Below are 26,309 nucleotides of genomic sequence, written 5' to 3'. Positions count from 1 at the left end.
TTCCCGGCTCTCTGGGCGATTTTTTTTTTTGGGCATCAATTCCCCACCAAAATCACCCACGGCCGGAGTGACCAGCAGCAGGATCAGGCGCGGGGTTCCCAGCGGAACCAGGTTCGGGCTAGCAGGCCCAGCAGCACGATCCAGGCGACCAGCACGCCGAACGCCGGGAGCCCGCCCAGCAGGTCCACTCCGGACATCGCCCGGTGCACCAGGTCTCCGAAGGCACCGCCCGGCAGCAGCACCACGGTCGGCGAGTCGCTCATCGACGCCCACATCGCGCTGCCGAGCAGCACGAGGAGCCACGGCAGCGTGGTGATCTGCGCCTGCTCCGAGGTGGACGTCCGGCCGCTCGTCGCCGCTCCCGCCGCAACGGCCAGCGCGATGCCCGGGATCACCGCGAGCACCAGCGCGAGCGGGTTCGCCGGCAGCGGGGCGCCGAGGCCCACCGAAAGCCCGAACAGCACGACCATCTGACCGAACCCGAGCACGACCGCCGGGCTCAGCAGCCCTGCCAGGATCGCCGCGGCCGACTGCTCCCCGCTGCGCAGCCGCTTCAGGTACAGGTCCTCGCGACGGCTGGTCAGCGCGGCGGTCACCGTGAAGTAGATGGTGAGCCCCTGCACCGCCAGCAACTGCATGGTCAACGTCGCGGACCAGATCCGCACGTCGGCGCTGCCGGGCACGTTGGTGCCCAGGAGCAGGCCCAGCAGCAGCGGCATCAGCGTCGCGCTGAGCGCGACGGTCTTGTTGCGCATCAACAGCTTCCACTCGGCGCTGCTCAACGCCAGCACGGCTGTGCTCATCGGGTGGCCACCTCCTGGCGGACGGATTGGAAGATGTCTTCGAGCGACGCCTGGTGCGCGCGCAGGCCCGCGAGCTCCAGCCACCCGTCGGCCCAGGACAGCAGCGCGTGCAGGTCGCGCTGCAGGGCCGGGGTCCGGACCTCCACGCGGGTGCCCGTCCACGTCGCCGTCCCGGCCAGCGCCGGGAGCTCGACGCGATCGCCGGAATCGAAGCTGATCCGCGCCTGCTGGGACGCCAGCACGTCGACCAGCCTGCCGGACAGCGCGATGCGGCCCTGGTGCATGATCGCCAGCCGGTGCGCCAGCCGTTCGGCCTCCTCCAGGTAGTGCGTGGTCAGCAGCACCGTGGTGCCCTGCGCGAGGCGAGCGCGCACCATTTCCCAGGTGGCGCGGCGGGATTCCGGGTCCATGCCGGTGGTCGGCTCGTCCAAGAACAGCAGGTCCGGGTCGCCGAGCAGGGCGAGGGCGAGGTCCAGCCGGCGCCGCTCGCCGCCGGAGAGCTGCTTCACCCGCGTCGAGCGCCGGGCCGCCAGCCCCACCACCGCCAGCGATTCGTCCACATCGGACTTGCGGGAAGTCAGGGCGGCACCGAGTTGGGCGGTTTCGAGGACCGTCAGATCGCCGGCGAAACCGCCCTCCTGCAACATGATCCCGATCCGGCGGCGCACCGAGCGATCCCGCCGGGGATCCTGGCCGAAGACCCGCACCGCGCCCGCGGCGGGAGCCCGATGCCCCTCGATGGTCTCCAGCGTCGTCGTCTTGCCCGCCCCGTTGGTGCCGAGCAGCGCGAACAACTCGCCGGAATGCACGTCGAAGTCGATCCCGCGGACCGCCTCGAAATCGCCGTAGCGGCAACGCAGTCCGTTGACGCTGATCACTGGTGTCGTCATGCCGTCAAGGCTCGCCGGATCGCATGCGCGCCGGTAGAGCGTTCCGTCAGCGGTGATCCCGAGGCCTGTCAGGGAAATCGATGACGGATGTCATGCCGCGGCCGGATCAGGCCGACTCGATCTCGACCTGCTTGTGCTTGCCCGGCCACGTCGCCTGCGGGCGGCAGGTAGTTGGCGAAGCTGCGGAACTGCGCGCCACCGGAAATTGATGACTGATGTCATGCCGGAATCGGCGATCGGGGCGCGGCGGATGCAGGATGCTGGACCGGTGAGCGATCCCGACCCGGTCCAGTTCGACCCGCGCCGCATCGTGCGACTGCGCCGCTACACGTGGTGGACGCTCGTGCCGCTGATCCCGGTGTACGCGTTGTTCCCGGTGCTGAACCTCGCGGCAGGCGCGCGGAACGGCTTCTACGGCACGCCCGAGATCGTCGTCTTGTCGCTGGCCCTGGTCGTGATCGCGGTGGACGGCACGCTCCTGTCGATCGGCCTGATGCGCGGCCTCGGCCAGGGCAACTCGCACCCGGCCCTGCACGGCGCGATCTTCGCGCTCTCTCTCGCCGCCATGGCGTACGCGCTGAGCCAGGACGGCGGCGGGCTGGGCTGGTCGGTGCTGGTCAGTGGGCTCGCCGCGGCGCACATCGCGGCCAGCCCGTACCGGCTCCGCTGGCAGCTGGCGATCGGGGCCACGTTGCTGATCAGCACGACCGCCGGGCTCGCGGCCCTGCCGCGAATGCCGCACCCGATGCTCGCCGTCATCACCGGCGGCACCGCCGCGATCTCCGTGGCGGCGACGATCTCCCTGGTCCTCGCCGCCGCCTGGTTCTGGGACATCGTGCTGGAGCTGGACCGGGCTCGCACCGTCAGCGCCGAGCTCGCCGTCGCCAAGGAACGCCTCCGGTTCGCCGCCGATCTGCACGACGTCCAGGGCCACCACCTGCAGGCGATCGCCTTGAAGGCAGAGCTGGCCGAGCGCCTGGTCGGCGCCGACGACGACAAGGCGCGCACCCAGGCAGCCGAGGTGGCCGAGCTCGCGCGGACCGCGCTCAAGGACACCCGCGAGGTCGTGCAGGGCTACCGGCGCAGCAACCTGATCACGGAACTCGACAACGCCCGCGAAATCCTGGAGGCCGCCGGCGTTCGGACCACGGTGCACGGCGACGCGACGATGGTTCCGCCGCCGCTGCAACCGCTGTTCGGCGCGCTGGTGCGCGAAGGCACCACCAACATCCTCCGGCATTCGCGGGCCGAGAACTGCGAGCTCGTCATCTCCGTCGACGGCCCGCGCACGCAGGTCGTGCTGTGCAACGACCGCCCGAACCCGCCGAACGGCGCCGCCGGATCCGGCATCGACGGGCTGCGCCAGCGGTTCGGCACACTGGCCGGGCGGGTCGACGCGAACCGTGTGGCGGACCGGTTCGAGCTGCGCGGTTCCGCCGACGAACCCGGGAGGACCTCGTGATCCGAGTGGTGCTGGCAGACGACGAGGACCTGATCCGGGGCGCGCTGGCGGCGCTGCTCGACCTGGAGCCGGATCTGTCGGTGGTCGCCCAGTGCAGCAACGGGGCGGAGGCGGTCCGGGCGGTCCGCGAGCACGCGCCGGACATCGCGGTCTTCGACCTGGAGATGCCGGAGCTCGACGGCGTGCAGGCCGCGCAGCGCCTCGACGCGCAGATCCCGATCGTGCTGGTCACCCGGCACGCCCGCCCCGGGGTGCTGAAGCGGGCGCTCGCCGCGGGCATCCGCGGTTTCGTGCCCAAGACGACGCCCGCGTCCCGGCTGGCGGTGATCCTGCGCGACGTGCACGCCGGTGCCCGCTACATCGACCCGGAGATCGCGGCCAGCGCGCTGACCGGCGGGGCCTGCCCGCTCACCGACCGGGAACTCGAGCTGCTCGGGCATACCCTGCAAGGCGGCACCATCGCCACGATCGCGGCGGCGGTGCACCTGGCGCCCGGCACGGTCCGCAACTACCTGTCGGCGGCGATGACGAAGCTCGGCGTCGCCACCCGGCACGAAGCGGCCCGCCGCGCCTGGGAAGAAGGCTGGATCTGACGGCGAGGGTCGTGAGTGTTCGTTCCGGTAAGAACCGGCGCGGCCACTCACGACCCCTAGGCGCCAGTCGTGAGTGTTCGTTCCGGTAAGAACCGGAACGAACGCTCACGAGTCCTTTCCTCAGGCCAGGTCGGCCAGGGTCTTGCGGAGCGCGGCCACCGCGTCGACGATCTCCTCCGGCCGGACCGAGAGCGGCGGACGGCAGCGCAGCGCGTCCGGGCCCGACGGCAGGAACAGCGTGCGGTAGCTGTCGCGCGCGACAGCCAGCGCGCGGTCGCGCTTGGCCGGGTCGTGGAAGGTGATCGCGCACATCAGGCCGCGGCCGCGCGGATCGCGGATCACCGACGGGAACTCCGCCGCCAGGTCGCGGAGCTCGCCCAGCAACAGCTCGCCCATCTGCCTGCTGTGCTCGAACAGGCCCTCGCGCTCGACGACCTCCAGGATCCTGGTCGCGCGGACCATGTCGACCAGCGAACCGCCCCAGGTGGAGCTGATCCGGCTGGCCTCGCGGAAGGCGTTGTCGGTGACCTCCAGCACGCGGCGCCCGCCCATCACTCCGCACACCTGCAGGCGCTTGCCGAACGCGACCAGGTCCGGCTCCAGCCCGAGCGCCTCGTTCGCCCAGGCCCGCCCGGTCAGCGCGCCGGTCTGCACCTCGTCGGCGACGGTGAGGACGTCGTGCTCCCGGCACAGCTCCTGCACCGCCTGCAGGAACTGCGGCCGCAGGTGCCGGTCGCCGCCTTCGCCCTGGATCGGCTCGTACACGAAGCACGCGATCTCGCTGCCGTACCGGCGCAGCGCGGCGCGGGCGGCGTCGAGCGCGATCGTCTCCTCCGGCAGCAGCTCGGCGCTGTCCCACCGCTCGCCCGGCTCGATCGCGGGGCTGGGGATGCGCGGCCAGTCGAACATCGGGTAGTCGCGGATCTTCGACGGATCGGTGTTGGTCAGCGAGAGCGTGTAGCCGCTGCGGCCGTGGAAGGCCCGCTCCAGGTGCAGCACGCGACTGCCGCGCACCGCGATCCCGTTGCGCGCGTTGACCTTGGTCTTCCAGTCGAACGCGACCTTCAGCGCGTTCTCGACCGCGAGGGTGCCGCCGTCGATGAAGAACAGCAGCGGCAGCTCGGGCACGCCGACCACGCGGCGGAAGGTCTCGGCGAAGTAGGCCTGCTCGGCGGTGGCGAAGTCCGGGTTGGACGGCTTGACCCGCCCGACGCGCACCAGGGCCGCCTCGAACTCGGACGTGCGCAGGCCGGGGTGGCCGTGCCCGAGCGGCGCGGAGCTGAAGAACATCGTCATGTCGAGGTACTCGGTGCCGTCGCGGGCGTCGCGGAGCCGGCAGCCGTCGCCGGCGTCGAGGTCCACGACGATGTCCATCAGGTCGCCGGTGACGTGCGCTTTCAGCGCCGCGACGACGTCGGTCGCCGCGTCTCGCGGGCTCGGAACATCGGTCGGTACCACGTCGCGAACGGTCTCGTGCTGAGCGGTCATGTTCGGCCTCCCGGCGCCGTGTGGTGCGGTGTCGAGCATCACTTGTCAAGAAGAATTACATCAGGATTCCGCAGATAAGCAACATCCTTCAGCAAAGACTGCGCTATGGAGAAAGATTTTCTTTCGCTGGGCCGTCGAGACTGAGCATCAGCGGTTGGCGATGAGAAGCCTCCCCAGGCAATGCGCGGACGCGAACAGCACGGATCCGCCGCGGGAGGAACGCGTGCCGCTGGTCGCCCAGGCCCGGTCAGGCGAGGCGAGACCCGAACCACCAACCGCGCACCGGCGGCACGGGATCGAGCAGCGGATCGGCCTCCGTCAGCGGCGCGGCGGTTCCGCACACGCCGGCCAGCCGTTCCGGAGTCAGGCAGTAGACCCGGTCCCGCGCGGTGACGGCCCATTCGGCCAGTTCCGCCGCCGGGAGGCTGCTGGTCGAAGCGGCGACGACGACGTTGCCGGATTGACGCCGCAACAACACACCGGGATGGGCGAAGACCAGGACGTGCGGGAACACCTCGCAGGCCGCGGCGATCGCGCGCAGGGCGAAGCCGAGTTCGGCCGCGTCCCACAGGTTCGCCGCGTACAGCCCGCCGGGCCGCAGCACCCGGGAGATCTCGGTGAGGAACTCGACGGTGGCCAGCTCGGTGACGACATCCCCACCCTGGAAGGCGTCCAGCACGACGAGATCGGCGCTCGCATCCAGCGCACTCTCAACGCCGGTTCGGCCGTCCTGCACCTGAACCTCCAGGCCCGGCACCGCATCCAGCCCGAGATGCTCGCGCACCAGCTCGACCAACTTCCCGTCGAGCTCGAACACGGTCTGCCGGGAGCCTGGTCGCGTCGCGGCGAGGTAGCGGGGCAACGCGCAACCGCCGCCACCGACGAACAGCGCCGACACGGCGTCCCCGGGCGACCAGTGCCGGTTGACCGTCTGAGCGATCCAGTCCGTGTAGGGCATCTTCAGGTGGGCCGGATCATCGAGGTCCACATAGGACTGGGAGACCCCGTCGACGGAAACGGTCCACCCGCCGGCCCGGAGACGATCAGGAATCAGCTCGGCGACACCGAACCGAACGGCCGCCGAAACCCGTTCACGCGCCCCCAAGGCAGCCTCCCCTCGGCCGAACCCGCCCAGCGAGCAAGCCGGAAGCAGCACCTCGATCCTAGCCCCGCGCGAAGCGGCCCAGCGCCGCCGAGCCCCATGCGCCGGCGGTCAGTCGAAGCGGGAACCGAAGCCCCAGCGCTGCACCGGCGGCACCTGGTTGGTCAGCGGCGCGGCCTCGGTAAGCGGTGCCGCCGTTCCGGACACGGCGGCCAGCTGCTTCGGCGTGAGGCAGCAGACCCGGTTCTGGGCAGTGGCGGCCCAGTCCACCAGCTCCTCCCTCGGCAAGGCGCGGGTGGATGCCACGACGACGACATTGCCCGCGCGCCGCCGCAGCAGGACGCCGGGCTCGGCGATCACCAGGACGTGCTCGAACACCTCGCGCACCGAGGCGACAACGCGCAGCGCAAAGCCGAGGTCGGCGGCGTCCCACACGTTGGCCGCGTACAGCCCGCCGGGCCGCAACACCCGGGAGACCTCGGTGAGGAACTCGACGGTGGCCAGCTCGGTGACGACATCCCCCGCCCGGAAGGCGTCCAGCACGACGAGATCGGCGCTGTCGTCCAGCGCGCCTTCGACGCCGGCTCGGCCATCCTGCACGCGAACCTCAAGGCCCGGCACCGCGTCGAGTTCGAGGTGCTCCCGCACGAGCTCGACGAGCGGCCCGTCGAGCTCGAAGACGAGCTGCCCGGAGCCGGGTCGCGCCGCGGCGAGGTAGCGGGGCAGCGTGAAACCGCCACCACCGACGAACAGCGCCGACACGGCGTCCCCGGACGGCCAGTGCCGGTCGATCGTCTGCCCGATCCAGTCGCTGAAGGGCATCTTCAGGTACCCGGGATCCTGAAGATCCACATAGGACTGGGCAACTCCGTCGACGGCGATGATCCACCCGGATCCCCGCAGCCGATCGGGAATCAACTCGGCGACGCCGAACCGAACCTGCCCCTCGACGCGAACCCGCTCCAAACCGATCACCTCCCGGGAAACCTAACCAACCCGACCCCGCCCGCACCCGAGAACGCGAAAGGATCCCTCGCAACGTGAGCAACCTCGCCCCGCCCGCGGGCGCGCGAGCATGGCGGACCCGCACGCGGCGGCCGCGCTGTTCGACGCCCCAGGAAGCCGACGCCGCCCGCCCAGACCTCCGGAAACGGGCGCCGAGATCGCCAAGGCGGTGCCCGGAGCACGGCGCATCGCGATCGCCCAGAGCGGCCATCTGTCCGCACTGGAGCGTCCCGGCGAGGTGAACCGAGCACTCGTCCAGTGGCTCCACGACGAGTGACGGATCAATAGGCCATTTGGGATGTGGTGACGTGCGGATGCGGTAACGCGGGTCGTTGTCTTTGAAGCGGCACAGCCGCTTAGCCCACCTACGCCGCTTGCGCCGCCACGCAAGACGAGCCTGGAAACAGGCTTCAGGCACCGTCGGCGCGGCGGCGGGCGCGGTAGGTCCGGGTCTTCATGCGGTTGCCGCAGCCCGCCGTCGCGCACCACCTGCTGTTGCGGGCCTTTGCGCCGTCGTAGAACACGATTCGGCAGTCGGGCGCCGAGCACATCTTGACGCGGCGCCAGGAACCCTCGGCCTCGGCGATGACGATCGCCGAGGCGATGTCCGCCAGCGCTCCGCGCACGCCGTCCTCGACGGCCCGCAGCCGGACCGCGCCCTGCTCGTCGAGGCCGGGCCGCAGCGGAAAGTCGAGCGCGGCCGACAGCTCCGGCGCCTCGTCCCGCACGGCAACGCCGGGCTGGTGGGAGGCGGCGATCTCGCGGATCGCCGAGCGCAAGGCCAACGCCCGCGCGAAGTCCTGCTCCGAGCACGCGTCCACGGCGAAGCCGCGGTGTCGCAGCCAGTCGGCGAGGTCGTCGGCGGTCGCGAGGAACTCCTGCGGCGTGAACCGGCCGAAGTCCCGCTGGTCGACGGTGTTCGCGAAGTCCACGGCGAGCACGAGCTCCGCCGGAGCGCCGCGGTGGACGGACCAGTCCTCGAACGCATGCGTGCTCACGGCACCCCTCCAATCCCGCTGGTCGGTCGATCCTAGCCGCCGCGCCTCCCCGCTGAAGTGCCCATCGCGGCGCTCACCAGTGCAATGGACAGCCATCGTTTCTGTGCACTAGTGTAATCTTTTATTGGTGTATTCACAGTTCGGAAGGAATAGCATGGAGTTCAAGCTCGCGGGCAAGACGGCGCTGGTCACCGGCGCCAGCAGGGGAATCGGACTGGCCATCGTCCAAGCCCTGACCGCGGAGGGGGTGCGGGTCGCGGCGGGCGCCCGGACCACCAGCGAGGCACTGCTGGAGGCCACGCCCCTCGTCCGCCGAACCGACCTGACCTCGCCGGAGCAGAACGCCGAGTTCGCGGAGTGGGCGCTAGCCGAGCTCGGCGGCGTCGACCTGCTGGTGAACAACGTCGGCGGGTCGCCGGCGCGGACCGACGGGTTCCTGGCGATCAGCGACGAGGAGTGGCAGCACACCTTCGAGCTGAACTTCTTCAGCGCGGTCCGCACCACCCGCGCGGCGCTGCCGAGCCTGATCGAGCGCCGCGGAGCGGTGGTCAACATCGGATCGGTCAACTCCCGGCTGGCACTGCCGCGCCTGATCGACTACTCCGCCTCCAAGGCCGCGCTCGTCAACTTCGGCAAGGCCCTGTCCGAGGAATTCGGCGGGCAAGGCGTGCGCGTGAACACGATCTCGCCGGGGCCGACCCGCACCGCGGTCTGGACTGCCGACGACGAAATGGCCGCAGGCTGGGCCAAGAGCATGGGCGTCAGCCACGAGGAGTTCCTGGCCCAGGTACCCCAGGCGACCGGGCTGAACACCGGCCGGTTCGCCGAGCCCGAGGAGATCGCCACGCTCGTCGTCCTGCTCGCCTCCGGCCGGGTGCCCAACATGAACGGCTCGGACATCGTCCTGGACGGCGGAATGCTCAAGGAAGCCTGACCGCGTCGGCGCTTTCCGATCACGAAGGAGAACCTGGTGAAGCAGGACGTCGCCGCTCCCGCGGCACCGCACCCCCCGCTCTGGGAGCGGCGTCCCGGGATGTCCTTCGCCGTGTTCGGCGCCGTGCAGATCACCCTCATCGCCGCGATGACGCTGATTTCGGTGCTGCTGCCGGCGATCCAGCGCGATCTGGGGCTCGACCAGGCCGAACTGGCGCTGGTGAACAACGCCTACGCGGTGTCGTTCTGCGGGCTGCTGCTGCTCAGCGGCCGGCTGGGCGATCTGCTCGGGCTCCGCCGCGCGCTCGTCGTCGGCATGGTCGTGTTCGGGCTGGCGTCGGTGGCCAACGCCGCGGCGACGAGCTTCGCGGTGATGCTGCTGGCCCGTTTCGGGCAGGGCATCGGTGCCGCGCTGACGGCGCCCGCGGCGATGGCCCTGGCCGGCATCGTGTTCCGGGATCCGCAGCAGCGCGCGAGGGCGATCGCGATCTGGGGCGGATTGCCCGTCGTCGGGGCCACGTCCGGAATCCTGCTGTCCGGTGTCGTGGCGAACTGGATGTCCTGGCGCTGGGCCTTCGTCGTGCCCGCGGCGGTGGTCGCGCTCGTGCTCGTGCTGCTGCCGCGCGTCATGCCGCCCGCCCCGGAACCGCGCCGGCTCCGGGTGGACGTGTTCGGCGCGGTGCTGGTCACGGCCGGGTTGTGCGGTGTTTGCTACGGGCTGGTCGAGGCCGCCGAGCAGGGGTGGGCGGCCACGGGCGTGCTCGTCCCGTTGCTGGCCGGCCTGGTCGCGCTGGGCTCGTTCGCGGTGTGGGCGGCGCGCGCCGAGGAGCCCTTGGCTCCGCTGTCGTTCTTCCGCTCCCGCAAGCGGTTGATGGGCCTGCTCGGTGTGATGCTGGCTTCGTCGGGCACGGTCACCACGACCTACTTCCTGCCGCTGTACTTCCAGCAGCAGCAGGCGTTTTCGCCGTTGATGACGAGCATCGCGTTCCTGCCCTACGGGATCGCGATGTTCGCCACGGGCCTGTTCGCGGGCTGGCTCGCGGTGACCGCGGGCGCGCGCCTGATGAGCGTCATCGGGTTCGCGGTCGGCGCGGCCGGGTTGGCCCTGCTGGGACAGCTCGACGTCACCTCGCCGTACGTCGGCGCCCTCCTGGCCGGGCTCGTCGTCTTCCCCGTGGGTGCCGCGTTGATCTTCTCGGCGGCGACCGCGGCCGCGATGGACGACGTGCCCGACGGGCAGGCCGGGCTGGCCGGCGGGGTGCTCAACACGGCCATGGAGGGCGGGCCGACGATCGGGTTCGCCCTGCTGGTCTCGATCGCCGGCGCCCACACCGGCCGGCTGGCCGGCGAGGGAACCGACGCCGCCGTCGCGACGGCGGACGGCTACGGGTTCGCCTTCACCGTCGCCGCGGCCGCCTACGCCGCGGCGATCCTGCTCAGCCTGGTCGTCCTGCGGCGGCGGAGATGAGTTCCGGGGTGCTGCCTCGGCAGCACCCCGGGTTTTCTCAGCGACGCTTGATCTCCCGCAGCCGCGGGTAGTTGGCGCCGTAGTACAGTTCCGCCCACTCCACACCCGAGCTGTTCCACCGGCCGTCGTTGAGGTCGACGTCGGGGTAGTTGACGTAGCAGCCGTCGGTGAGCTCGTCGTGCACCGGGACACCGCCGGTCCGGACGTAGACGTCGCGATAGAACTCGCGGATCCAGCCGAGGTGGTAGTCATCATCGGCCGGATCCGACCAGAAGTTCTCGAACAGCAGCTTCAGCACGGAATCGCGCTGGGCGACGGCGGTCGCCTGCGGGTGCACGCTGTTGATCCTGGCGCCGTAGGAGGCCACCAGCAGCAGCGCGTCCGGGTTGTCGTAGTCCGATGTGGTCAGATGGCGGTAGATCTGGCGATCTGCTCCTGCGGCAACGCCGCGCGCAGGTAGGCCGACTTGTACTTGGCGCGCAGGCTCGGGTTCGTCAGCGCCGGGTTCCCGGTGCCCAGCATCTGGGTGGCCTGCAACCAGGGAAGGCGGCGAGGCGTCGCCAGTTGCGGCCGCGCGAGGTGTTCGCCCATCGACGTGACCACCGGGCCTGGTTCGACGCCCACGCCTTCGTTCACGGCGGCGACGAAATGGTCCAACGCCAGTTCGGCGTCCGGCACCGACGCGTCCAGCTGGGTCAGCAACCCGATCTGCCCGTTGGACCGGCGGTTGAGCTGCAGGTTCGAGAACAGCCCCGCGTAAGGGGAATCCGGATCCTGGTTGCGCACGTGCCAGGCGGCGAAGTTGTCGACGAGACGGCCGAACGACGACTCGGTCATCGCGTCCCAGTCCCAGGAACCGGCGCTGACGAGGACTTCACCGGGCGGAGATGTGCTCGCCCGCGCCGACCGAATAGCACATCCCACCGGGAATCACGACGCCCCAACGCCGGTAGAGCGTCTCGTACACGTCGAGCAGCTCGGCTCCCGGCTCGACGGCGAACGCACGCATCTCCGGGTCGTAGTAGACCCGGGTCATCTCGGAAAGGTCGACCACGACGTCGATTCCCGGGTTGTAGACGAAGTCCTCGTCGCAGTGACCACCGCTGCGGATCGAGATCCGCTTCCCCGCCCGCACCGCATCCTGCACGGCGGCGCGAACCTGCGAGGTGGGACTGCACAGGCGGCCCGAGAACCAACGCCGTAGTGCCCGCCGTCATCGCGAGGGAGAGAGTTCGCCACGACCGTGGCGATCAGGCCGCCGTCCACGTCTCCTCATTCCGGTCGGGCAACCACCGAGATTCGGCCGCCAACAGACATGATCCCCGCCACACCGACCAAGAGGTGACCCGCAATCAGCCACCACCCAGCAAGTTTCGACGATGACCAATCGGAAGGCTGGTAGCTGACCAGGCCGGGAACGCTCCCCACCTCAAGGAGCCGGGTCAAAGAATCCACCGCACCGTGGGGGTTTGGGGGCTCGGCCCCCAAAGCAGAAAAGGAAGATCCCCATCTGCGCCTCATGCAGATGGGGATCTTCCATATCTTCCTGTGGAGCTGAGGGGAATCGAACCCCTGACCTTCTCGATGCGAACGAGACGCGCTACCAACTGCGCTACAGCCCCTTGTTGAGTGCTGACGAAAGCTTAGCAAGGCCGAAATCAGCCTTCGCAGCACCCCCCTCTTAGGGGTCGCGGGCTATTCGCCGGAGGCTCGCCGGTAGGGCTCCCAGGTGCGTTCGTCCAGCTCATCGAACATGGGGTCCTCGTCGTCGATCTCCACGCGAACGGCGTGCGCGGCCGGCCGGCGGTCCGCGGGGCGGCCATCTTCGCGGTCGTCGTCTTCGTACTCGTCGACGTCCTGATCGTCGGCGTCGACGTCTTCGTACTCGCCGTACTCGTCGAGCTCGTCGCGCTCGCCGCCCATCCTGGCCAGCCGCCGGCTGCGGACGTCCTCCTCGATCCGGACTTGGCGGCGCAAGTACGTGAGGTACCCGACGACCGACAGGTCGGTGATGCCGTGCAGCCACCACATGACGGGCCACACGAGCGCGGCCAGCAGCGCGGTGGTCACCGCCACGAGAAGCATCACGAGCACGATGCGCTGCCGACGGGCGTACTTCACGCGCGCGGCCAGCGCGGCGGCTTCCGGGTCGAAGCCACCGCGGCCGGGGCGGTAGCGGCGCCCGGCCCGGACGTCGTCGCTGTGCACTCGTCGCCACGAGCCGTCGGCCTCGTGCTCTTCGATCTCTTCGAGGGCCTCGTCCCGGTCGGTGTCAGGCATCCCGAAAGCCTCCTCCACCTCGTCGGTTGTCGCGGCTCCGGGCGTTGCCGGTCGCCGTCCGCTGCCTCGCCGCACAACTCGAGCGGCGAGCGCGGAGTCGGTGGTCTTGGACACTTCTTGGCGACGGCGGGCGAACATCGGAACCAGTACCACCAGCCACGCCGCTGCCAGTGCAGCGAAGATCAATGAGCTGGGCATGCCTCGCCACCTCCCCCTGGCCACCGGCAGCACACAAGTCTGCGATCGCCACGCTAATCACATCAGCCACTTCTGTCTCGGAGCCACGCCGAGTCACATTGGTTCCCCAGGGACAAGAAAACCCCACGTTCAGAGCAGCCAGCGGCAACATCGACACCGGCGTGTCGGCTTCCACACCGCCGAATGGCGTCGATCATGCGGCCGTTCGGCCCAATTTCGACCGATTACCTCGGGATTCGCGGTGACGGTGCGTGATCAAGATCTCGGCGTCAGGGCCTGCTCGCGCCGCCTGCCTCGATCAGCCTGGTCACCGCGCCATCGGGGATCTCCTCGATGGTCAGGGCGTACACGTAGTGGTCCCGCCAGGCGCCCGCCACGTCGAGATATCGGTGGAACAACCCTTCGCGGCGGAAGCCTGACTTCTCCAGGACCCGCACGCTCGGCTGGTTCTCGGGCCGCACCGTGGCCTCCAGCCGGTGCAGCCCGACGGAGCCGAAGCAGTGGTCCACCGCGAGTGCGACGGCCGCCGTGGCGATCCCGCCGCCGGCCAGTCGCGCGGCCACCCAGTAGCCGATCCACCCGGAGCGCAGCGCGCCGCGGACGATGTTGCCGACGGTCAGCTGGCCGGCGAACGCGCCGTCGACGGTGATGCTGAACGGCAGAGCCTGGCCGCGGCGGGCCATGCCGCGCAGCGCGCTCCACTGCGCGGGCCAGGCCATCCGCGCGTTCCGCTCCTGCCAGCCGCCGACCGCGGTGGGCTCCCACTTCTGCAGGTAGACGCGGTCTTGCAGCCTGATCCGGCTCCAGGCGGAGCCGTCGCGCAGCCGGGGCGGGCGCAGCGCGACGGCGCCGCGCGCGGTGATCAGCGGGCCGAGGCGCGCCGGCCAGCCGGGGTGGCGGCCGATCGGGAACCCATCGGCGTCGGCGGGCTGCATCGGTGGCTCACGCGCGCTGCGAGAGGAACCGGACCTGCACGTCCTCGCCGACCGCGACGTCGGTGGTGTCCTCGTCGATCACCACCAGGCAGTTCGCCTCGGCCAACGACGCCAGCAGGTGCGAGCCCGAGGTGCCCAGCGGTTGCACCAGGTAGGAGCCGTTCTTCGGATCGCGCAGCAACTGGCCGCGGAGGAAGCCGCGGCGCCCCTTCGCGGAGCTGATCGGGGTGAGCAGCTCGGCGGACACGGTGCGCCGGTGCGGGTTGATCTTGCCCAGCGCGGCGCGGATCAGCGGCCGCACGAGCACCTCGAAGACGACCAGCGCGCTCACCGGGTTGCTGGGCAGCACGAAGGTCGGGATCTCGTCCGGGCCGAGCCGGCCGAAGCCCTGCACCGAGCCGGGCTGCATGGCCACCCGGGTCGCGTCGAGCTCACCCAGGTCGGCCAGGGCCGCCCGGACCTCGTTGCCCGCCGCGCCGCCCGCACCGCCGGCGATCACCACGATCTCGGACAGCAGCAGCCGCCCTTCGACGACCTCGCGCAGCCGGCGCGGGTCGCTGTTGACGATGCCGACACGGGTGACCTCGGCGCCCGCGTCGCGCGCGGCGGCGGCCACCGCGTAGGAGTTGACGTCGTAGACCTGGCCCTGCCCGGGCGTGCGGTCGACGTCCACGAGCTCGTCGCCGACCGAGATCACCGACACCCGCGGCCGCGGGTGCACCAGCACCTTGTTGCGGCCCACCGCCGCCAGCAGCCCGACCTGGGCCGCACCGATCGGTGCGCCGCGGCGCACCGCCACGTCGCCGGTCTGCACGTCCTCGCCGGTGCGGCGGACGAACGCCGCCGACGGCACCGCCTGCCGCACCGTGACCTTCGCCGGGTGCTCGTCGGTGTACTCCAGCGGCACCACCGCGTCGGCCAGCGTCGGCAGCGGCGCACCGGTGACCACCCGCACCGCCTGGCCCGGCTGCAACCGGCGCGGCTGTCGCGACCCGACCGGGATCTCCCCGACGACCGGCAGCACGGTCGCCTCGTCGACAGCCGTCTGCACGTCGACGCTGCGCACCGCGTAGCCGTCGACCGCGGCCTGGTCGAATCCGGGCAGCGCCTGCTCGGCGACGACCTCTTCGGCGCACAGCAGGCCCTGCGCCTCCGAGATCGCCACTCGGACGGGCGCGGGCCGGACGGCCGCCGTGAGTACGCGTGCGAGCTGCTCGTCCACTGACCTCATGGCTGACCTCTTCCCGCGTGCCCGAGCCGTGGCTGGCGCAGCGTTAGCTCTTGATCCGTTCGACGAGCCAGTCTCGCAAGTCCGGCCCGTACTCGGGATCCTCCAGCGCGAAGTCCACCGCAGCTTTGAGGAAACCGCCAGGATTTCCCAAGTCGTGTCGCGCACCGCGATGGATCACCACGTGCACCGGGTGTCCTTCAGAGATCAACAACGCTACGGCATCGGTGAGCTGGAGCTCACCTCCGGCACCTGGCTCGATGCGCCTGAGCGCGTCGAAGACCGCGCGGTCCAGCAGGTAGCGACCGGCGGCGGCCAGGGTGGACGGGGCCTCGTCCGGCGCGGGCTTCTCGACCATGCCGCGGACCTGCTTGACATCGTCGTCATCGGTGTCGGTGACGTCGAAGATGCCGTAGGAGGAGATCTGCTCGCGCGGCACCTCGAACGCGCACAGCACGCTGCCGCCGTAGCGGGCGCGCACCTCGGCCATCCGCACGAGCACGCCGCGCGGCAGCACGAGGTCGTCGGGCAGCAGCACCGCGACCGCGTCGTCCTCGTCGGTCAGGTTCGGTTCGGCGCAGCCGACGGCGTGGCCCAGGCCGAGGGCCCGCTCCTGCACCGCGGTCTCCGCGGCGATCAGCGCCGGCCCGCGGCGGACCTTCTCCAGCAGCTCGTCCTTGCCGCGGTCCTTGAGGGTCTGCTCCAGCTCGGGTTGCGGACGGAAGTACTCGGCGACCGCCTGCTTCTCCGGCGAGGTCACGATGACCAGGCGCTGCGCGCCCGCTTCGGCGGCCTCGGCAGCCACCAGCTCGATCCCGGGGGTGTCGACGACCGGGAGCAACTCCTTCGGCACCGCCTTCGTGGTCGGCAGGAACCGGGTTCCCAGGCCGGCTGCGGGCACGATGGCGGTCCGGAACGCTTTGGGCGTGCTCGTCGGGCTGCTCATGGCCAGGGAGCCTATCGGGCAGCCCTAGAGTGGACTTGTGAGCTCATTGGACGAATCGCTTACGACCAAGTCCGAGTGGCGTCGAGCACTGCTCGGAGGGCGCCGGGATGTCGCCGAGGACACGCGATCGTCCGAGGCCACGGCGCTGCAGGAGGCGCTGCTGCGGTGGCTGGACGGACAGCCGGTGCGAACCGTCGCGGCGTACGTCCCGGTGGGCGGCGAGCCGGGATCGCCCGACACTCTCGACGTGCTGCACGACGCCGGGCTGCGGGTGCTGCTGCCGATCGTGGTCCGCAGCGGGCCGCTGGAGTGGGCGGAGTACACCGGCCCGGACTCGCTGCAGCCCGCCGGGTTCGGCCTGCTGGAACCGGCCGGCGAGCGGCTGGGCTCGGCCGCGATCGGCGAGGCCGACGCGCTGCTGGTGCCCGCGCTGGCCGTGGATCACCAGGGCGTTCGGTTGGGGCGCGGCGCCGGGCACTACGACAGGTCGCTGCCGATGGCCGCCCCGAACGCGCCGCGGATCGGTGTCGTCCGGGACCGTGAATTCGTCGCCGACCTGCCCGGGGAGCCGCACGATGTGCGGATGACCGGCGTGTTGACACCCGGTCGTGGGATCGTGGCGCTACCCATGTGACATAGGAGTGTTTGCGCTGGGCACCCAACGTGACGCATTATCGTATTGGCACTCCTGCAGTTCGAGTGCCAATACGAGATGTCGGAGGTTCACGGCCGTGCCCACTTACCAGTACGCCTGCACCGAATGTGATCACCGGTTCGAGGCGGTGCAGTCGTTCAGCGAGGACTCGCTCACCGAGTGCCCGGAGTGCACCGGCCGGCTCCGCAAGCTGTTCAACGCCGTGGGCATCGTGTTCAAGGGCTCGGGCTTCTACCGCACCGACAACCGGTCGTCGAACTCCTCGTCCTCGTCCTCGTCCACGACCGGCGGCTCGTCGTCCTCCTCGTCGTCGAGCAGCGGCAAGTCGTCCGAGTCGAGCTCGTCGTCTTCGAGCAGCAGCTCCTCGACCACCACGGCCGCCGCTTCCTGATCCCCGCACCCGGTTCGCCGACCGCAGTCACCGCGGTCGGCGATTTTCGTGTGCGCGCAGGGTGGTCCACCCCGGCCGGGGGAAATTCATCCGGGTGAGCCGAGTTGTCCACAGAGGACCGGTTTGTCCACAGATTTCCGCTTCCCCCTCCCGCTCCAGCAGGCGACTCCCTAGCTTCGAAGGTCGTCGACCGCCGCGAACGAGGAGTGGATCATGGCACCGAAGGACCGTCTCAACTCGACAGCGCTGCACCGCATCGGCGCGCTTTTCCTTGGCCGGCCGGGCTTTCGCCTGCACGCCCTGCGCAGAGTGGCCGCCGTGGCGCTGCTGCTGCTCGCCGCCGGGCTAGCGGCGCAGCCGCGCCACGGACCGCCGGAGTCGCGCGTCGCGGTTCTGGTCGCCGCCCGCGATCTGCCGCCCGGCCGGGTCTTGTCGAAGGCGGATGTGGCGCGCCGCGAGCTGCCCGCCGACGTGGTGCCGGACGGCGCGTTGCGTGACATCGCGACCGCCGAGGGCCGGGTGCTCGGCAGCGCCGCGCGCAGCGGCGAACCGCTGACCGACGTCCGCTTCGACGGCCCGGCGGTGGCCTCCGGCGACGCCGGGACGGCGGCCGCGCCGGTCCGCCTCGCCGACCCCGAGGTGGCGGACTTCCTGGTGCCCGGCAGACGAGTGGACCTCGTCACAACCCTCACTCGATCGGGCGATGCTTCGGTGCTCGCCGAGGACGTCCGGGTCGTCGCCGTGCAGGCCCGGCAGGGCGGACGGGACCAGGGCAGACTCATCTTCGTGGGGCTGCCGGAGCAGGCCGCTGCGACGGTCGCCGCGGCCTCCCTGAGCCAATCGGTCACCGTTACCCTCCGCTGAGTCCACGTCACGCGCCGATCCCCCATCGATTCGGCGCGTCATCCATCCGTGCCCCGGACGTCGCATCATTCGAACCGGCGTTCGCCCGGACACACCCATGATCTGGAGAGGAGCTCCCCAGCGTGCTCAAGGGCTTCAAGGACTTCCTGATGCGCGGCAACGTGATCGAACTGGCCGTCGCCGTGGTCGTCGGCAGCGCGTTCACCGCGCTGGTCACGTCGTTCACCAGCAGCATCATCAAGCCGGTCATCGCCGCCACCGGGGGCGGCAACGTCACCGGCCTGAGCATCCAGCTGCGCGCGGGCAACGAGGCGTCGATCATCGACTTCGCCGCGGTGATCAACGCGGTGATCACGTTCTTCATCACGGCGGCGGTCGTGTACTTCCTGTTCGTGCTGCCGATGAAGAAGCTCACGGAGCGCCGCAAGAAGGGCCAGGAGGAAAATCCGGCCGACCCGACCGACGTCGAACTGCTGCAGGAGATCCGCGACCTGCTGCGCCGCGAGCAGGGCCTGCCGAAGGTCGAGGGCCTCGCGGTGGACGACAAGGCGAGCGTCTCGGGCAACGGCCAGCAGAAGTAGGCCGGCCGACGGCTCAGCGCGCGTCGTGGTGCGGAGGCCTGTTCTCCCGGTACCAGCGCTCGGCGTCGCCCGCGGGGGCCCGGTCCGGGCGGTCGTCGGAGGTGGCCTCGGGGAGGACGTCGCCGAAGATCTCGGCGAGCTTGCGCCGCCGCTCCCGCTCGGCGGGATCGGAGGCTTTGCCGGGCTCGTTCGCGGTCACGCCTCCATCGTCCCCCATCGTGACGAGCACGTGGACGCACTGCCGGACTCAGGTGTGAAGTCGGTTACAGTTAAAGCTGTCGCAGGTAAATGCCGCGGGAGCGGCGCCAGGCGTGGCTCACCGGGTGTCGAAGCCACGGGAGGCAAGAGATGAGTTTCCTGGACAAGGCCAAGGAACTGGCCAACCAGGCCAAGGGCAAGGCCGAGGAACTGGCCGAGAAGGCGGGCCCGAGCGCGGCGAAGGGACTCGACGCGGCCAAGTCGAGCCTGGACAAGGCCACCGGCGGGAAGTACCACGACAAGATCGAGAACGCCAGCCACAAGGTCGAGGGCATGATCAAGCGGGATCACCACCCGGACGACCAGCCCCCGAAGGGCCCCGAGGAGAAGGGCCCGGAAGGCGGCGCGGAACCGCCGAAAGCCCCCTGACCCGAACAGAAGCCCGTGAAACACGGCGGTGGCGGCCCCATCAGGAGCCGCCACCGTTTTTCGTTCGGGTCAGGCTGTTTCCAGGCCCGAGAGTTGTTCGATCACGTGGGTCACCAGTGGCGTCAGGGTGGCCATGCCGTCACGAACCGAGGCCCGGGAACCCGCCAGGTTCACCACCAGCGTGCTGCCGGAGACCCCGACCAGGCCGCGCGACACGCCCGCCTCGACCGCGCCCGCCGCCAGCCCGGAGGCCCGCAGGGCCTCCGCGATGCCCGGGATCGGGCGGTCCAGCACGCCCGCCGTCGCATCCGGCGTGACGTCCCGCGGCGACACCCCGGTGCCGCCGACCGTGATCACCACGTCGACCCCGCCGATCACCGCGGTGTTCAGCGCGTTGCGGATGTCCACTGTTTCCCCGGCCACCGCGACGGTGCCGTCGACGATGAAACCGGCTTCCTCCAGCAACTCGGTCACCAGCGGACCGATGTTGTCTTCCTGCTCGCCCTGGGCGACCCGATCGTCCACCACGACCACGAGGGCCCGACCCAACCGCTGCGCGCTGCGTTCCATGCCGGTAACCGTAGTGCCAAGGAGTGCCCCGTTCAGATCCAACGAGCCGGTGAGATCGACCATTCGCACGGCCCGCCGCGGAACCACGGTGCCTGTTTCGTCGGACATGTTCCTCCCAGTTCTGCAATGCCCTCGAGCGGTTTTCGACCGTTTTGCGAAGCCTGCGCCGCCGACCGCGCCGGGCCACTCGGAGGGGACAGGGCGACCCGGCACGGTCGACGCGGAACACGGCCGGCGAACCGGCCGCGCGTTCTGATCACCCCTTCTGGCCGGCCAGGGTGGCGTCCACGGTCCGGTCCCCGCCCGGGCCGGTGACGGTGATCGGCAGCCGATCGCCGGGCGCGTGCGAGCGGACGGCCGCGATCAGCGAGTCGGTGTCCAGGACCGCCCGGTCGCCGATCTTGGTGATGACGTCGCCGGGCCGGATCCCGGCCTGCTCAGCGGGCCCGCCCTGGGTGACGTCGCGGACCTGCGCGCCCGCTTGCTGCTGCGAGTTGGTGATCACGACTCCCAGCGTGGTCTGGGTGGCCGAGCCGGTGTCCTTCAGCTCGGTGGAGATGCGCTTGGCCTGGTCGATCGGGATCGCGAAGCCCAGCCCGACCGAGCCGGCCCGCTCCTGGCTCGAACCCGGGCTGTAGATCGCGGAGTTGATGCCCACCACGTTGCCGTCCATGTCCACCAGCGGGCCGCCGGAGTTGCCGGGGTTGATCGCGGCGTCGGTCTGCAGCGCGTTGAGCACGGTGTCCTGGCTGCCGGATTCGCCGCCGGCCCGCACCGGGCGGTCCTTGGCGCTGATGATTCCGCTGGTCACGGTGCCGGAGAGGCCGAACGGCGAGCCGATGGCCACCACGGGCGCGCCGACCGGCAGGTCGTCGCTGCGGCCGAGTTCGGCCGGGGTGAGGCCGGTGATGTCGGCCTTGACCACCGCGAGGTCGGACTTCGGGTCGGTGCCGACGACCCGCACCGGCGCCGAGCGGTTGTCGTGGAACAGCGCGGTGAGCCGGCCGTTCTGCCCGCCCTCGGCGACGTGGTTGTTGGTGAGGATGTAGCCGTCGTTGCTGATCACGATCCCGGAGCCCTCGCCGGCGCCGCGCTCGGTCACCAGCTGCAGCTGGACGACGCTGGGCAGTACCTTCTGCGCGACCTGCTGCACCGAGCCCGCCGGCGCGGTGCTCGCGCTGCGCGCCGGGCGCGGCTGGTCCAGCGAGGTCACGGCGCCCTTGTCGCCGCCGAGCTGGTACCCGACATATCCGCCGATGCCGCCGCCGACGAGGCCCGCCACCAGCGCGAGGGCAGCTGCACCGGCGGCCAGCCCGACGTACCGGCTCCGCTGCTGCGGCACCGGGGCCGTGGCGGTGTAGCCGCCGGACGGCCAGGGCTGCGTGTGCGTGAACTGCTGCGTCGCATGCGGCGACTGCGCCGCGTACTGGTGCGGCTCGGGCTGCGGCGCCTGCTGGGGCTGCGCTGACTGAGATTGCGCTGACTGGGGCTGCGCCGGCTGGGGCTGTTGGTAGGGCTGCTGCGGAACCCCGGCAGGTGGCGTGTCGCCGGTGCCCGCGACAGGCCCGTCCGCCTGCGGCTTCGGTTCGTCCGGCTGGTTGCCGGAGTAGCCCGGGGTGTGATCGGTCATGACTCCACTCTGCTTCAGATGGCTGAGAAGTGCCTGAGACGAGGCTGTGCGACAGCCTGAAAACCGTTCGGCGGGCTGTGATCTGCGACTAGCCGAGTGCGTCGCTCACCGCAGCCGGGCGGCGATCTGCTCCGGCGTGACGTCGTTGATCCACACGCCCATGCCGGATTCCGAGCCCGCGAGGTACTTCAGCTTGTCCGCCGAGCGCAGCACCGAGAAGACCTCCAGATGCAGCCACGAAAGCTCCCGGCCGGTGCGCACCGGCGCCTGGTGCCAGGCCGCGATGTAGGGCAGCGGGCGGTCGTAGAGGCCGTCGAGGCGGCGCAGGACGTCCAGGTACGTCACCGCGAAATCGTCGCGTTCGGCGTCGGAGAGCGCGGCGATGTCCGGCACCTGGCGGTGCGGCACGAGGTGCACCTCGACCGGCCACCGCGCGGCCGCGGGCACGTAAGCGGTCCAGTGCTCGGAGTCGACGACCACCCGCTCGCCGGCGGCGCGCTCGGCGGCGAGCACGTCGCCCTGCACGTGCCGACCGTGCTGCGCCAGGTACTTCTCGGCGACCTGCAGCATCTTCTCCGTCTTGGGCGTCACGAACGGATAGCCGTAGATCTGGCCGTGCGGGTGGTGCAGCGTGACGCCGATTTCCTCGCCGCGGTTCTCGAAGCAGAACACCTGCTCCACGCCCGGCGTTTCGGCCAGCGCGGTGGTGCGGTCCGCCCAGACGTCCACCACGGTGCGCACCCGGCCCGGGCTGAGTGCGCCGAACGACGAGTCGTGGTCGGCGGTGAAGCACACCACCTCGCAGCGGCCCCGCGCGGGCGCGGCCGGCACCATCGGCATGCCCTCCACAGTGGACTCGTCGCCGGGAATGCCCTGCGCGAACGACGGGAACTGGTTCTCGAAGACGACGACGTCGTAGTCCGGTTCCGGGATCTCGGTGGGCCGTCCGGGAACGCTCGGGCACAGCGGGCACAGCTCGGCCGGCGGCTTGTAGGTCCGCGCCTGCCGGTGCGCGGCGATCGCCACCCACTCGTCGGTCAGCGGATCGCGCCGCATCTCCGACGCCGGGGCCTGCGGCGGCAGGGCCCTGGTGTCCTCGGCCTGCCGGTCCCGCGCCGGGTCGGCGTCGAAGTAGATGATCTCCCGGCCGTCGGCAAGGCGTCGCGCCGTCCGCTTCACCGCTCCTCCTCCACACCCTGCTGATCGGCCAACAGGAGCTCGACGTGCTCGGCCAGCAGTTCGCGCGCGTCGACCGGCAGCCCCTGGTCGCTGATCAGCAGATCGACCTCGTCGAAGTCGACGATCGTGGAGATCCCGACCGTCGACCACTTGGCGCTGTCGGCGACCACGACCAGCCGCCCGGCCGCCTCGGCCAGCGCGCGGTTGGTCTCGCTCTCGTTGAGGTTCGGAGTGGTGAAGCCGGCCCGCGGCGCCATCCCGTGCACCCCGAGGAACACCAAATCCAGGTGCAGGGAGCGCAGCGCCTGCACGGCGACCGGCCCGACCAGCGCATCCGACGGGGTGCGGACGCCGCCGGTGAGCACCACGGTGCGGTCGGTGCGGCCGCGCTGCTGCAGGGCGTCGGCGACCCGCACCGAGTTGGTCACCACCGTCAGGTCGGCGACGTCGTCGAGGTGGCGCGCGAGCGTCCAGGTGGTCGTTCCGGCGGACAGGCCGATCGCGGTGCCCGGCCGGACCTGCTCGGCGGCCAGCCGCGCGATCGCCTCCTTCTCGGCGAGCTGGCGCACCGACTTGGCCTCGAAGCCCGGCTCGTCGGTGCTGCGGCCGATCGTCGAGGTGGCGCCGCCGTAGACCTTCTCCACCAGGCCGCGCCGGGCGAGCGCGTCGAGATCGCGGCGGATCGTCATGTCCGACACGCCGAGCCGCAGCACCAGCTCGCCGACCTGCACCGCTCCGGTGCGCCGCACCTCGTCGAGGATCACTTCCTGGCGTTGCCGCGCGAGCACTGCACCGTCCCCTCAGCCCGTCGAACGGCCGCGCGGGGCTCGTGAGTGTTCATTCCGGTTCTTACCGGAACGAACACTCACGAGCCCACCCACGCAGCCCAAGCAAACAAGAACCAACATTACCCGAGCGGGCGACTCGCGGATGCCGCGCACTCCGGCACAGCACTCGGAGCATTGCTGTTCATTGCTGTTCGATGTACTGCGGGCCGCCCGGCAGCGCCATGCGCAGCAGCGCGCCGCCCTCAGGCGCCTCGCCGGCCCAGACCGTGCCGCCGTGCCGCTCGGCGACCTGCTTGACGATCGACAGGCCCAGCCCGGAGCCCGGCAGGGTCCGCGCGTCGGAGGACCGGTAGAAGCGCTCGAACACGTACGGCCGGTCGCCGGCGGCGATGCCGGGACCGCTGTCGGCGACCTCCAGCACGGTGTTGCCGCCGGCCTGCTCGGAATGCAGGTCTACCCGCACCCGGCCGCCGTCCGGGCTCCACTTCGCGGCGTTGTCCAGCAGGTTCAGCACCGCCCGCTCCAGCGCGGTCGCGTCGCCCATCATCACCCACGGCTCCAGGCGGACGTCGAACTCGATGCGCGGCGCGCGGCGGCGTGCGCGGTTCAACGCGCGCTCCACGACGTCGACCAGGTCCACCGGCTCGTGCACGGCCTGCGGCGTGTCCTCCCTGGCCAGCTCGACGAGGTCGCCGACCAGCGCGGACAGCTCGGTCACCTGGGCCTGGACGTCGGCGAACATCTCCGCCCGGTCCTGCTCGGAAAGCTCCGGCGCTTCCGGCCGGGCCGAGGCCATCAGCAGCAGCTCCAGGTTGGTGCGCAGCGAGGTCAGCGGCGTGCGCAGCTCGTGCCCGGCGTCGGCCACCAGGCGCCGCTGCCGCTCCTGCGACTCGGCCAGGGCGCTGAGCATCCCGTTGAAACTCGTGGTCAACCGGGCCAGCTCGTCGTCGCCGCCGACCGGGATCGGCCGCAGGTCACCGGTGAGCGCGACGCGCTCGGTGGCCGCCGTGAGCCGCTGCACCGGCCGCAGCCCGGCGCGGGCCACCGCCGTCCCGGCGGCCGCCGCGAGCAGGATCCCGGCGCCGCCCATCACCACCAGCACCACGCTCAGCTGCGCGAGCGTCCGCTGCGTCGGCTGCATCGACGTGGACATCACCAGCGCGGCGTTCTGCCCGGTCGGCACCGCCACCACCCGGCTGTTGGTGCGCTGATCGGTGCGCAGCGACTCGCGGGCCTCGCCCTTGGCGACCGCGAGCTCGTCAATGCTCATCGGCGGCCGGTCGGCCGGGCCGACCACGACGCCGTCCGCGGACAGCACGCTGATCTTGAAGTTCTGCGCGACGAAGAACGCCACCGGGACCTGCTGCAGATCGGCGGTGCGCACCAGCGGGCCCTCCGCCGCCTCCACCGCGCGCTCGACGAGGCTGTCGTCCAGCTGCTGGTAGAGGCTGTCCCGCACGGTCACGAAAGCCGCGACGGACACCAGTGCGACCGCGCCGGCGACGCAGATCGCGGCCAGCCAGGTGACCCGGTTGCGCAACGAGACGCGCTGGAACCGGCCTTTCGGGCGCTCTTGCGGCGCCAGGTCCGGCGGGGGTGGTGCGGGAACCGTCACGGCGGCGTCTCGCGGAGCACGTAACCGACGCCGCGGACGGTGTGGATCAGCCGCGGCTCACCCTCCGCCTCGGTCTTGCGGCGCAGGTACCCGATGTAGACCTCCAGGGCGTTGCCCGAGGTCGGGAAGTCGTAGCCCCACACGTCCTCCAGCAGGCGGCTGCGGGTCAGCACCTGCTTCGGATGCGCCATCAGCAGTTCCAGCAGGGCGAACTCGGTGCGGGTCAGGCTGATCGGGCGCTCGCCGCGGCAGACCTCGCGGGTGCCCGGGTCCAGCTCCAGGTCGGCGAAGTGCAACGCGGCCGGATGCTCGTCCTGCCCCGCCTCCGGCGGGCTGGCGCGGCGCAGCAGCGCGCGGAGCCGAGCGAGCAGCTCTTCGAGCGCGAACGGCTTGGGCAGGTAGTCGTCGGCGCCCGCGTCGAGCCCGGCGACCCGGTCGGACACCGCGTCGCGCGCGGTGAGCACCAGGATCGGCAGATCGTCGCCGGTGCTGCGGAGGCGGCGTGCGACCTCCAGGCCGTCCAGCCGGGGCATCATCACGTCGAGCACCATGGCGTCCGGACGGTTGCCTGCCAGGAAGTCCAATGCCTGTTGACCGTCCGCAGCGAGCTCGACCTGGTATCCGTTGAACTGCAACGACCTTCGCAGCGATTCCCGCACGGCACGATCGTCGTCGACGACGAGGATGCGCATGGGCACAGTGTTACTCCTGGCCCTGAGAAGCAGCTGAGAACCCGCCGTGCGTCGCGGCACCGCGTGACATCCATCTCCACTTCGGTGAGATTCCGGCGCGCACCATCACCCTGGGTGATCGCGCGCGCCGGTTCGGTCACCGCTGCTGGAAGTGCCGGATGAGCGCGCGCGGCACCAGCTTGCGCTCCCCGTCGACGACGATCGGCACCAGGTCGGGCGCCGCCGCCTTCCACTGCGATCGGCGGTGGCGGGTGTTGCTGCGGGACATCTTCCGCTTGGGAACGGCCATGACGGTCCTACCTTTCAAGGCGTGGGTCTGATCTGGTCATTCGTAGGATCGGAGGGCCCGGGGGCTCTGGGTATGGCTGGCATGTCGGAGCCGGTGGAT

The 26,309-nt window shown here is 70.8% G+C and carries 31 protein-coding genes and 1 tRNA gene; 10 read left to right on the top strand and 22 right to left on the bottom strand.

Annotated elements, in window-relative coordinates; genetic code table 11:
* Window positions 1-83: 83 nt before the first annotated feature.
* Window positions 84-803 (bottom strand): ABC transporter permease, encoded by a 720-nt coding sequence (locus AB0I53_RS42065; protein WP_358614854.1) that lies wholly within the window; start codon window positions 801-803, stop codon window positions 84-86.
* Window positions 800-1,693, bottom strand: coding sequence for an ABC transporter ATP-binding protein (locus AB0I53_RS42060; protein ID WP_358614851.1), 894 nt, complete (start codon window positions 1,691-1,693; stop codon window positions 800-802). Before AB0I53_RS42060 ends, AB0I53_RS42065 begins: the two co-directional genes overlap by 4 nt.
* A 208-nt stretch (window positions 1,694-1,901) precedes the next feature.
* Here AB0I53_RS42060 and AB0I53_RS42055 point away from each other — a divergent pair, with 208 nt between their 5' ends.
* Together AB0I53_RS42055 and AB0I53_RS42050 are read left to right on the top strand one after the other, a co-directional pair.
* On the top strand, window positions 1,902-3,155 hold the full coding sequence (locus AB0I53_RS42055; RefSeq protein WP_358614849.1) for a histidine kinase: 1,254 nt from the start codon (window positions 1,902-1,904) through the stop codon (window positions 3,153-3,155).
* Window positions 3,152-3,748: a response regulator transcription factor gene (locus tag AB0I53_RS42050; protein ID WP_358614847.1), complete on the top strand. Its 597-nt coding sequence runs from the start codon at window positions 3,152-3,154 to the stop codon at window positions 3,746-3,748. The genes AB0I53_RS42055 and AB0I53_RS42050 overlap by 4 nt, the downstream gene beginning before the upstream one ends.
* Window positions 3,749-3,868: 120 nt before the next feature.
* On the opposite strand, the gene lat is transcribed toward AB0I53_RS42050, so the two are convergent.
* From lat to AB0I53_RS42035, 3 genes are all read right to left on the bottom strand, one after another.
* The gene (gene lat, locus AB0I53_RS42045; protein ID WP_358614845.1) at window positions 3,869-5,236 is read right to left on the bottom strand and encodes an L-lysine 6-transaminase; all 1,368 of its coding nucleotides are present in this window, start codon (window positions 5,234-5,236) and stop codon (window positions 3,869-3,871) included.
* A gap of 247 nt (window positions 5,237-5,483) precedes the next feature.
* Entirely contained in the window at window positions 5,484-6,341 is an 858-nt protein-coding gene (locus AB0I53_RS42040; protein ID WP_358614843.1) for a fused MFS/spermidine synthase, read from the bottom strand.
* A 108-nt stretch (window positions 6,342-6,449) separates the two neighbouring features.
* Entirely contained in the window at window positions 6,450-7,313 is an 864-nt protein-coding gene (locus AB0I53_RS42035) for a fused MFS/spermidine synthase (protein WP_358614841.1), read from the bottom strand.
* A gap of 100 nt (window positions 7,314-7,413) precedes the next feature.
* Between AB0I53_RS42035 and AB0I53_RS42030 the strand changes: the two genes are divergently transcribed.
* Window positions 7,414-7,620 (top strand): hypothetical protein, encoded by a 207-nt coding sequence (locus AB0I53_RS42030; protein ID WP_358614839.1) that lies wholly within the window; start codon window positions 7,414-7,416, stop codon window positions 7,618-7,620.
* Window positions 7,621-7,753: 133 nt separating this feature from the next.
* Here the strand turns inward: AB0I53_RS42030 and AB0I53_RS42025 are convergent, their stop codons facing one another.
* Window positions 7,754-8,341 (bottom strand): CGNR zinc finger domain-containing protein, encoded by a 588-nt coding sequence (locus AB0I53_RS42025; protein WP_358614837.1) that lies wholly within the window; start codon window positions 8,339-8,341, stop codon window positions 7,754-7,756.
* A 154-nt stretch (window positions 8,342-8,495) separates the two neighbouring features.
* Here AB0I53_RS42025 and AB0I53_RS42020 point away from each other — a divergent pair, with 154 nt between their 5' ends.
* Together AB0I53_RS42020 and AB0I53_RS42015 are read left to right on the top strand one after the other, a co-directional pair.
* Window positions 8,496-9,275 carry an oxidoreductase gene (locus tag AB0I53_RS42020; RefSeq protein ID WP_358614835.1) on the top strand — a complete coding sequence of 260 codons (780 nt, stop codon included), beginning with the start codon at window positions 8,496-8,498 and terminating at the stop codon, window positions 9,273-9,275.
* Between the two features lie 36 nt (window positions 9,276-9,311).
* A complete protein-coding gene (locus tag AB0I53_RS42015) occupies window positions 9,312-10,742 on the top strand; it encodes an MFS transporter (RefSeq protein ID WP_358614833.1) in 1,431 nt (476 codons plus the stop codon).
* A 37-nt stretch (window positions 10,743-10,779) separates the two neighbouring features.
* Here AB0I53_RS42015 and AB0I53_RS42010 read toward each other — a convergent pair whose 3' ends face one another.
* The 8 genes from AB0I53_RS42010 to AB0I53_RS41975 all read right to left on the bottom strand — a co-directional run bounded on the left by AB0I53_RS42010 (window position 10,780) and on the right by AB0I53_RS41975 (window position 16,329).
* The gene (locus AB0I53_RS42010; RefSeq protein ID WP_358614831.1) at window positions 10,780-11,109 is read right to left on the bottom strand and encodes a BBE domain-containing protein; all 330 of its coding nucleotides are present in this window, start codon (window positions 11,107-11,109) and stop codon (window positions 10,780-10,782) included.
* A gap of 38 nt (window positions 11,110-11,147) precedes the next feature.
* Window positions 11,148-11,579: a hypothetical protein gene (locus AB0I53_RS42005; RefSeq protein ID WP_358614829.1), complete on the bottom strand. Its 432-nt coding sequence runs from the start codon at window positions 11,577-11,579 to the stop codon at window positions 11,148-11,150.
* A gap of 37 nt (window positions 11,580-11,616) precedes the next feature.
* A complete protein-coding gene (locus AB0I53_RS42000; protein ID WP_358614864.1) occupies window positions 11,617-11,922 on the bottom strand; it encodes an FAD-binding protein in 306 nt (101 codons plus the stop codon).
* Window positions 11,923-12,291: 369 nt separating this feature from the next.
* A tRNA-Ala gene (locus AB0I53_RS41995) sits at window positions 12,292-12,364 on the bottom strand.
* A gap of 73 nt (window positions 12,365-12,437) precedes the next feature.
* Complete coding sequence (gene glpR, locus AB0I53_RS41990; protein ID WP_358614827.1) at window positions 12,438-13,220, bottom strand: gephyrin-like molybdotransferase receptor GlpR; 783 nt, start codon at window positions 13,218-13,220, stop codon at window positions 12,438-12,440.
* A gap of 269 nt (window positions 13,221-13,489) precedes the next feature.
* Complete coding sequence (locus AB0I53_RS41985) at window positions 13,490-14,155, bottom strand: GNAT family protein (RefSeq protein ID WP_358614825.1); 666 nt, start codon at window positions 14,153-14,155, stop codon at window positions 13,490-13,492.
* A 7-nt stretch (window positions 14,156-14,162) separates the two neighbouring features.
* On the bottom strand, window positions 14,163-15,386 hold the full coding sequence (gene glp, locus AB0I53_RS41980) for a gephyrin-like molybdotransferase Glp (RefSeq protein ID WP_358614823.1): 1,224 nt from the start codon (window positions 15,384-15,386) through the stop codon (window positions 14,163-14,165).
* A 43-nt stretch (window positions 15,387-15,429) separates the two neighbouring features.
* Window positions 15,430-16,329 (bottom strand): UTP--glucose-1-phosphate uridylyltransferase, encoded by a 900-nt coding sequence (locus AB0I53_RS41975; RefSeq protein WP_358614821.1) that lies wholly within the window; start codon window positions 16,327-16,329, stop codon window positions 15,430-15,432.
* Window positions 16,330-16,366: 37 nt separating this feature from the next.
* On the opposite strand from AB0I53_RS41975, the gene AB0I53_RS41970 reads away from it, so the two are divergent.
* The 4 genes from AB0I53_RS41970 to mscL all read left to right on the top strand — a co-directional run bounded on the left by AB0I53_RS41970 (window position 16,367) and on the right by mscL (window position 18,820).
* Complete coding sequence (locus AB0I53_RS41970; protein ID WP_358614819.1) at window positions 16,367-16,963, top strand: 5-formyltetrahydrofolate cyclo-ligase; 597 nt, start codon at window positions 16,367-16,369, stop codon at window positions 16,961-16,963.
* Between the two features lie 97 nt (window positions 16,964-17,060).
* Window positions 17,061-17,375 (top strand): FmdB family zinc ribbon protein, encoded by a 315-nt coding sequence (locus tag AB0I53_RS41965; RefSeq protein ID WP_358614817.1) that lies wholly within the window; start codon window positions 17,061-17,063, stop codon window positions 17,373-17,375.
* A gap of 213 nt (window positions 17,376-17,588) precedes the next feature.
* Window positions 17,589-18,239: an SAF domain-containing protein gene (locus AB0I53_RS41960; protein ID WP_358614815.1), complete on the top strand. Its 651-nt coding sequence runs from the start codon at window positions 17,589-17,591 to the stop codon at window positions 18,237-18,239.
* 122 nt (window positions 18,240-18,361) lie between these two features.
* Window positions 18,362-18,820: a large conductance mechanosensitive channel protein MscL gene (gene mscL / locus AB0I53_RS41955; protein ID WP_358614813.1), complete on the top strand. Its 459-nt coding sequence runs from the start codon at window positions 18,362-18,364 to the stop codon at window positions 18,818-18,820.
* Between the two features lie 13 nt (window positions 18,821-18,833).
* On the opposite strand, the gene AB0I53_RS41950 is transcribed toward mscL, so the two are convergent.
* Window positions 18,834-19,019 (bottom strand): hypothetical protein, encoded by a 186-nt coding sequence (locus AB0I53_RS41950; RefSeq protein ID WP_358614811.1) that lies wholly within the window; start codon window positions 19,017-19,019, stop codon window positions 18,834-18,836.
* A 149-nt stretch (window positions 19,020-19,168) separates the two neighbouring features.
* Here AB0I53_RS41950 and AB0I53_RS41945 point away from each other — a divergent pair, with 149 nt between their 5' ends.
* Window positions 19,169-19,447 carry an antitoxin gene (locus AB0I53_RS41945; RefSeq protein WP_358614809.1) on the top strand — a complete coding sequence of 93 codons (279 nt, stop codon included), beginning with the start codon at window positions 19,169-19,171 and terminating at the stop codon, window positions 19,445-19,447.
* A 69-nt stretch (window positions 19,448-19,516) separates the two neighbouring features.
* On the opposite strand, the gene AB0I53_RS41940 is transcribed toward AB0I53_RS41945, so the two are convergent.
* The 7 genes from AB0I53_RS41940 to rpmF form a co-directional block, all read right to left on the bottom strand.
* Window positions 19,517-20,017 carry a MogA/MoaB family molybdenum cofactor biosynthesis protein gene (locus AB0I53_RS41940; protein WP_132492910.1) on the bottom strand — a complete coding sequence of 167 codons (501 nt, stop codon included), beginning with the start codon at window positions 20,015-20,017 and terminating at the stop codon, window positions 19,517-19,519.
* A 256-nt stretch (window positions 20,018-20,273) separates the two neighbouring features.
* Window positions 20,274-21,647: a trypsin-like peptidase domain-containing protein gene (locus AB0I53_RS41935; RefSeq protein WP_358614807.1), complete on the bottom strand. Its 1,374-nt coding sequence runs from the start codon at window positions 21,645-21,647 to the stop codon at window positions 20,274-20,276.
* A 105-nt stretch (window positions 21,648-21,752) separates the two neighbouring features.
* Entirely contained in the window at window positions 21,753-22,826 is a 1,074-nt protein-coding gene (galT, locus tag AB0I53_RS41930) for a galactose-1-phosphate uridylyltransferase (RefSeq protein WP_358614805.1), read from the bottom strand.
* Window positions 22,823-23,614, bottom strand: a complete 792-nt coding sequence (locus tag AB0I53_RS41925) for a DeoR/GlpR family DNA-binding transcription regulator (RefSeq protein WP_358614803.1) — start codon at window positions 23,612-23,614, stop codon at window positions 22,823-22,825. Before AB0I53_RS41925 ends, galT begins: the two co-directional genes overlap by 4 nt.
* A 181-nt stretch (window positions 23,615-23,795) precedes the next feature.
* On the bottom strand, window positions 23,796-25,229 hold the full coding sequence (locus tag AB0I53_RS41920; RefSeq protein ID WP_358614801.1) for a HAMP domain-containing sensor histidine kinase: 1,434 nt from the start codon (window positions 25,227-25,229) through the stop codon (window positions 23,796-23,798).
* A complete protein-coding gene (locus AB0I53_RS41915; RefSeq protein ID WP_358614862.1) occupies window positions 25,226-25,921 on the bottom strand; it encodes a response regulator transcription factor in 696 nt (231 codons plus the stop codon). Before AB0I53_RS41915 ends, AB0I53_RS41920 begins: the two co-directional genes overlap by 4 nt.
* Window positions 25,922-26,057: 136 nt before the next feature.
* The gene (gene rpmF, locus AB0I53_RS41910) at window positions 26,058-26,210 is read right to left on the bottom strand and encodes a 50S ribosomal protein L32 (protein ID WP_358614799.1); all 153 of its coding nucleotides are present in this window, start codon (window positions 26,208-26,210) and stop codon (window positions 26,058-26,060) included.
* Window positions 26,211-26,309 lie beyond the last annotated feature (99 nt).

Origin of the sequence: Saccharopolyspora sp. NPDC050389, assembly GCF_040655595.1 — a bacterium.
In the GTDB taxonomy this organism is placed as follows: Bacteria; Actinomycetota; Actinomycetes; order Mycobacteriales; family Pseudonocardiaceae; genus Saccharopolyspora.
This window is presented reverse-complemented; position numbering and strand designations above follow the sequence as displayed.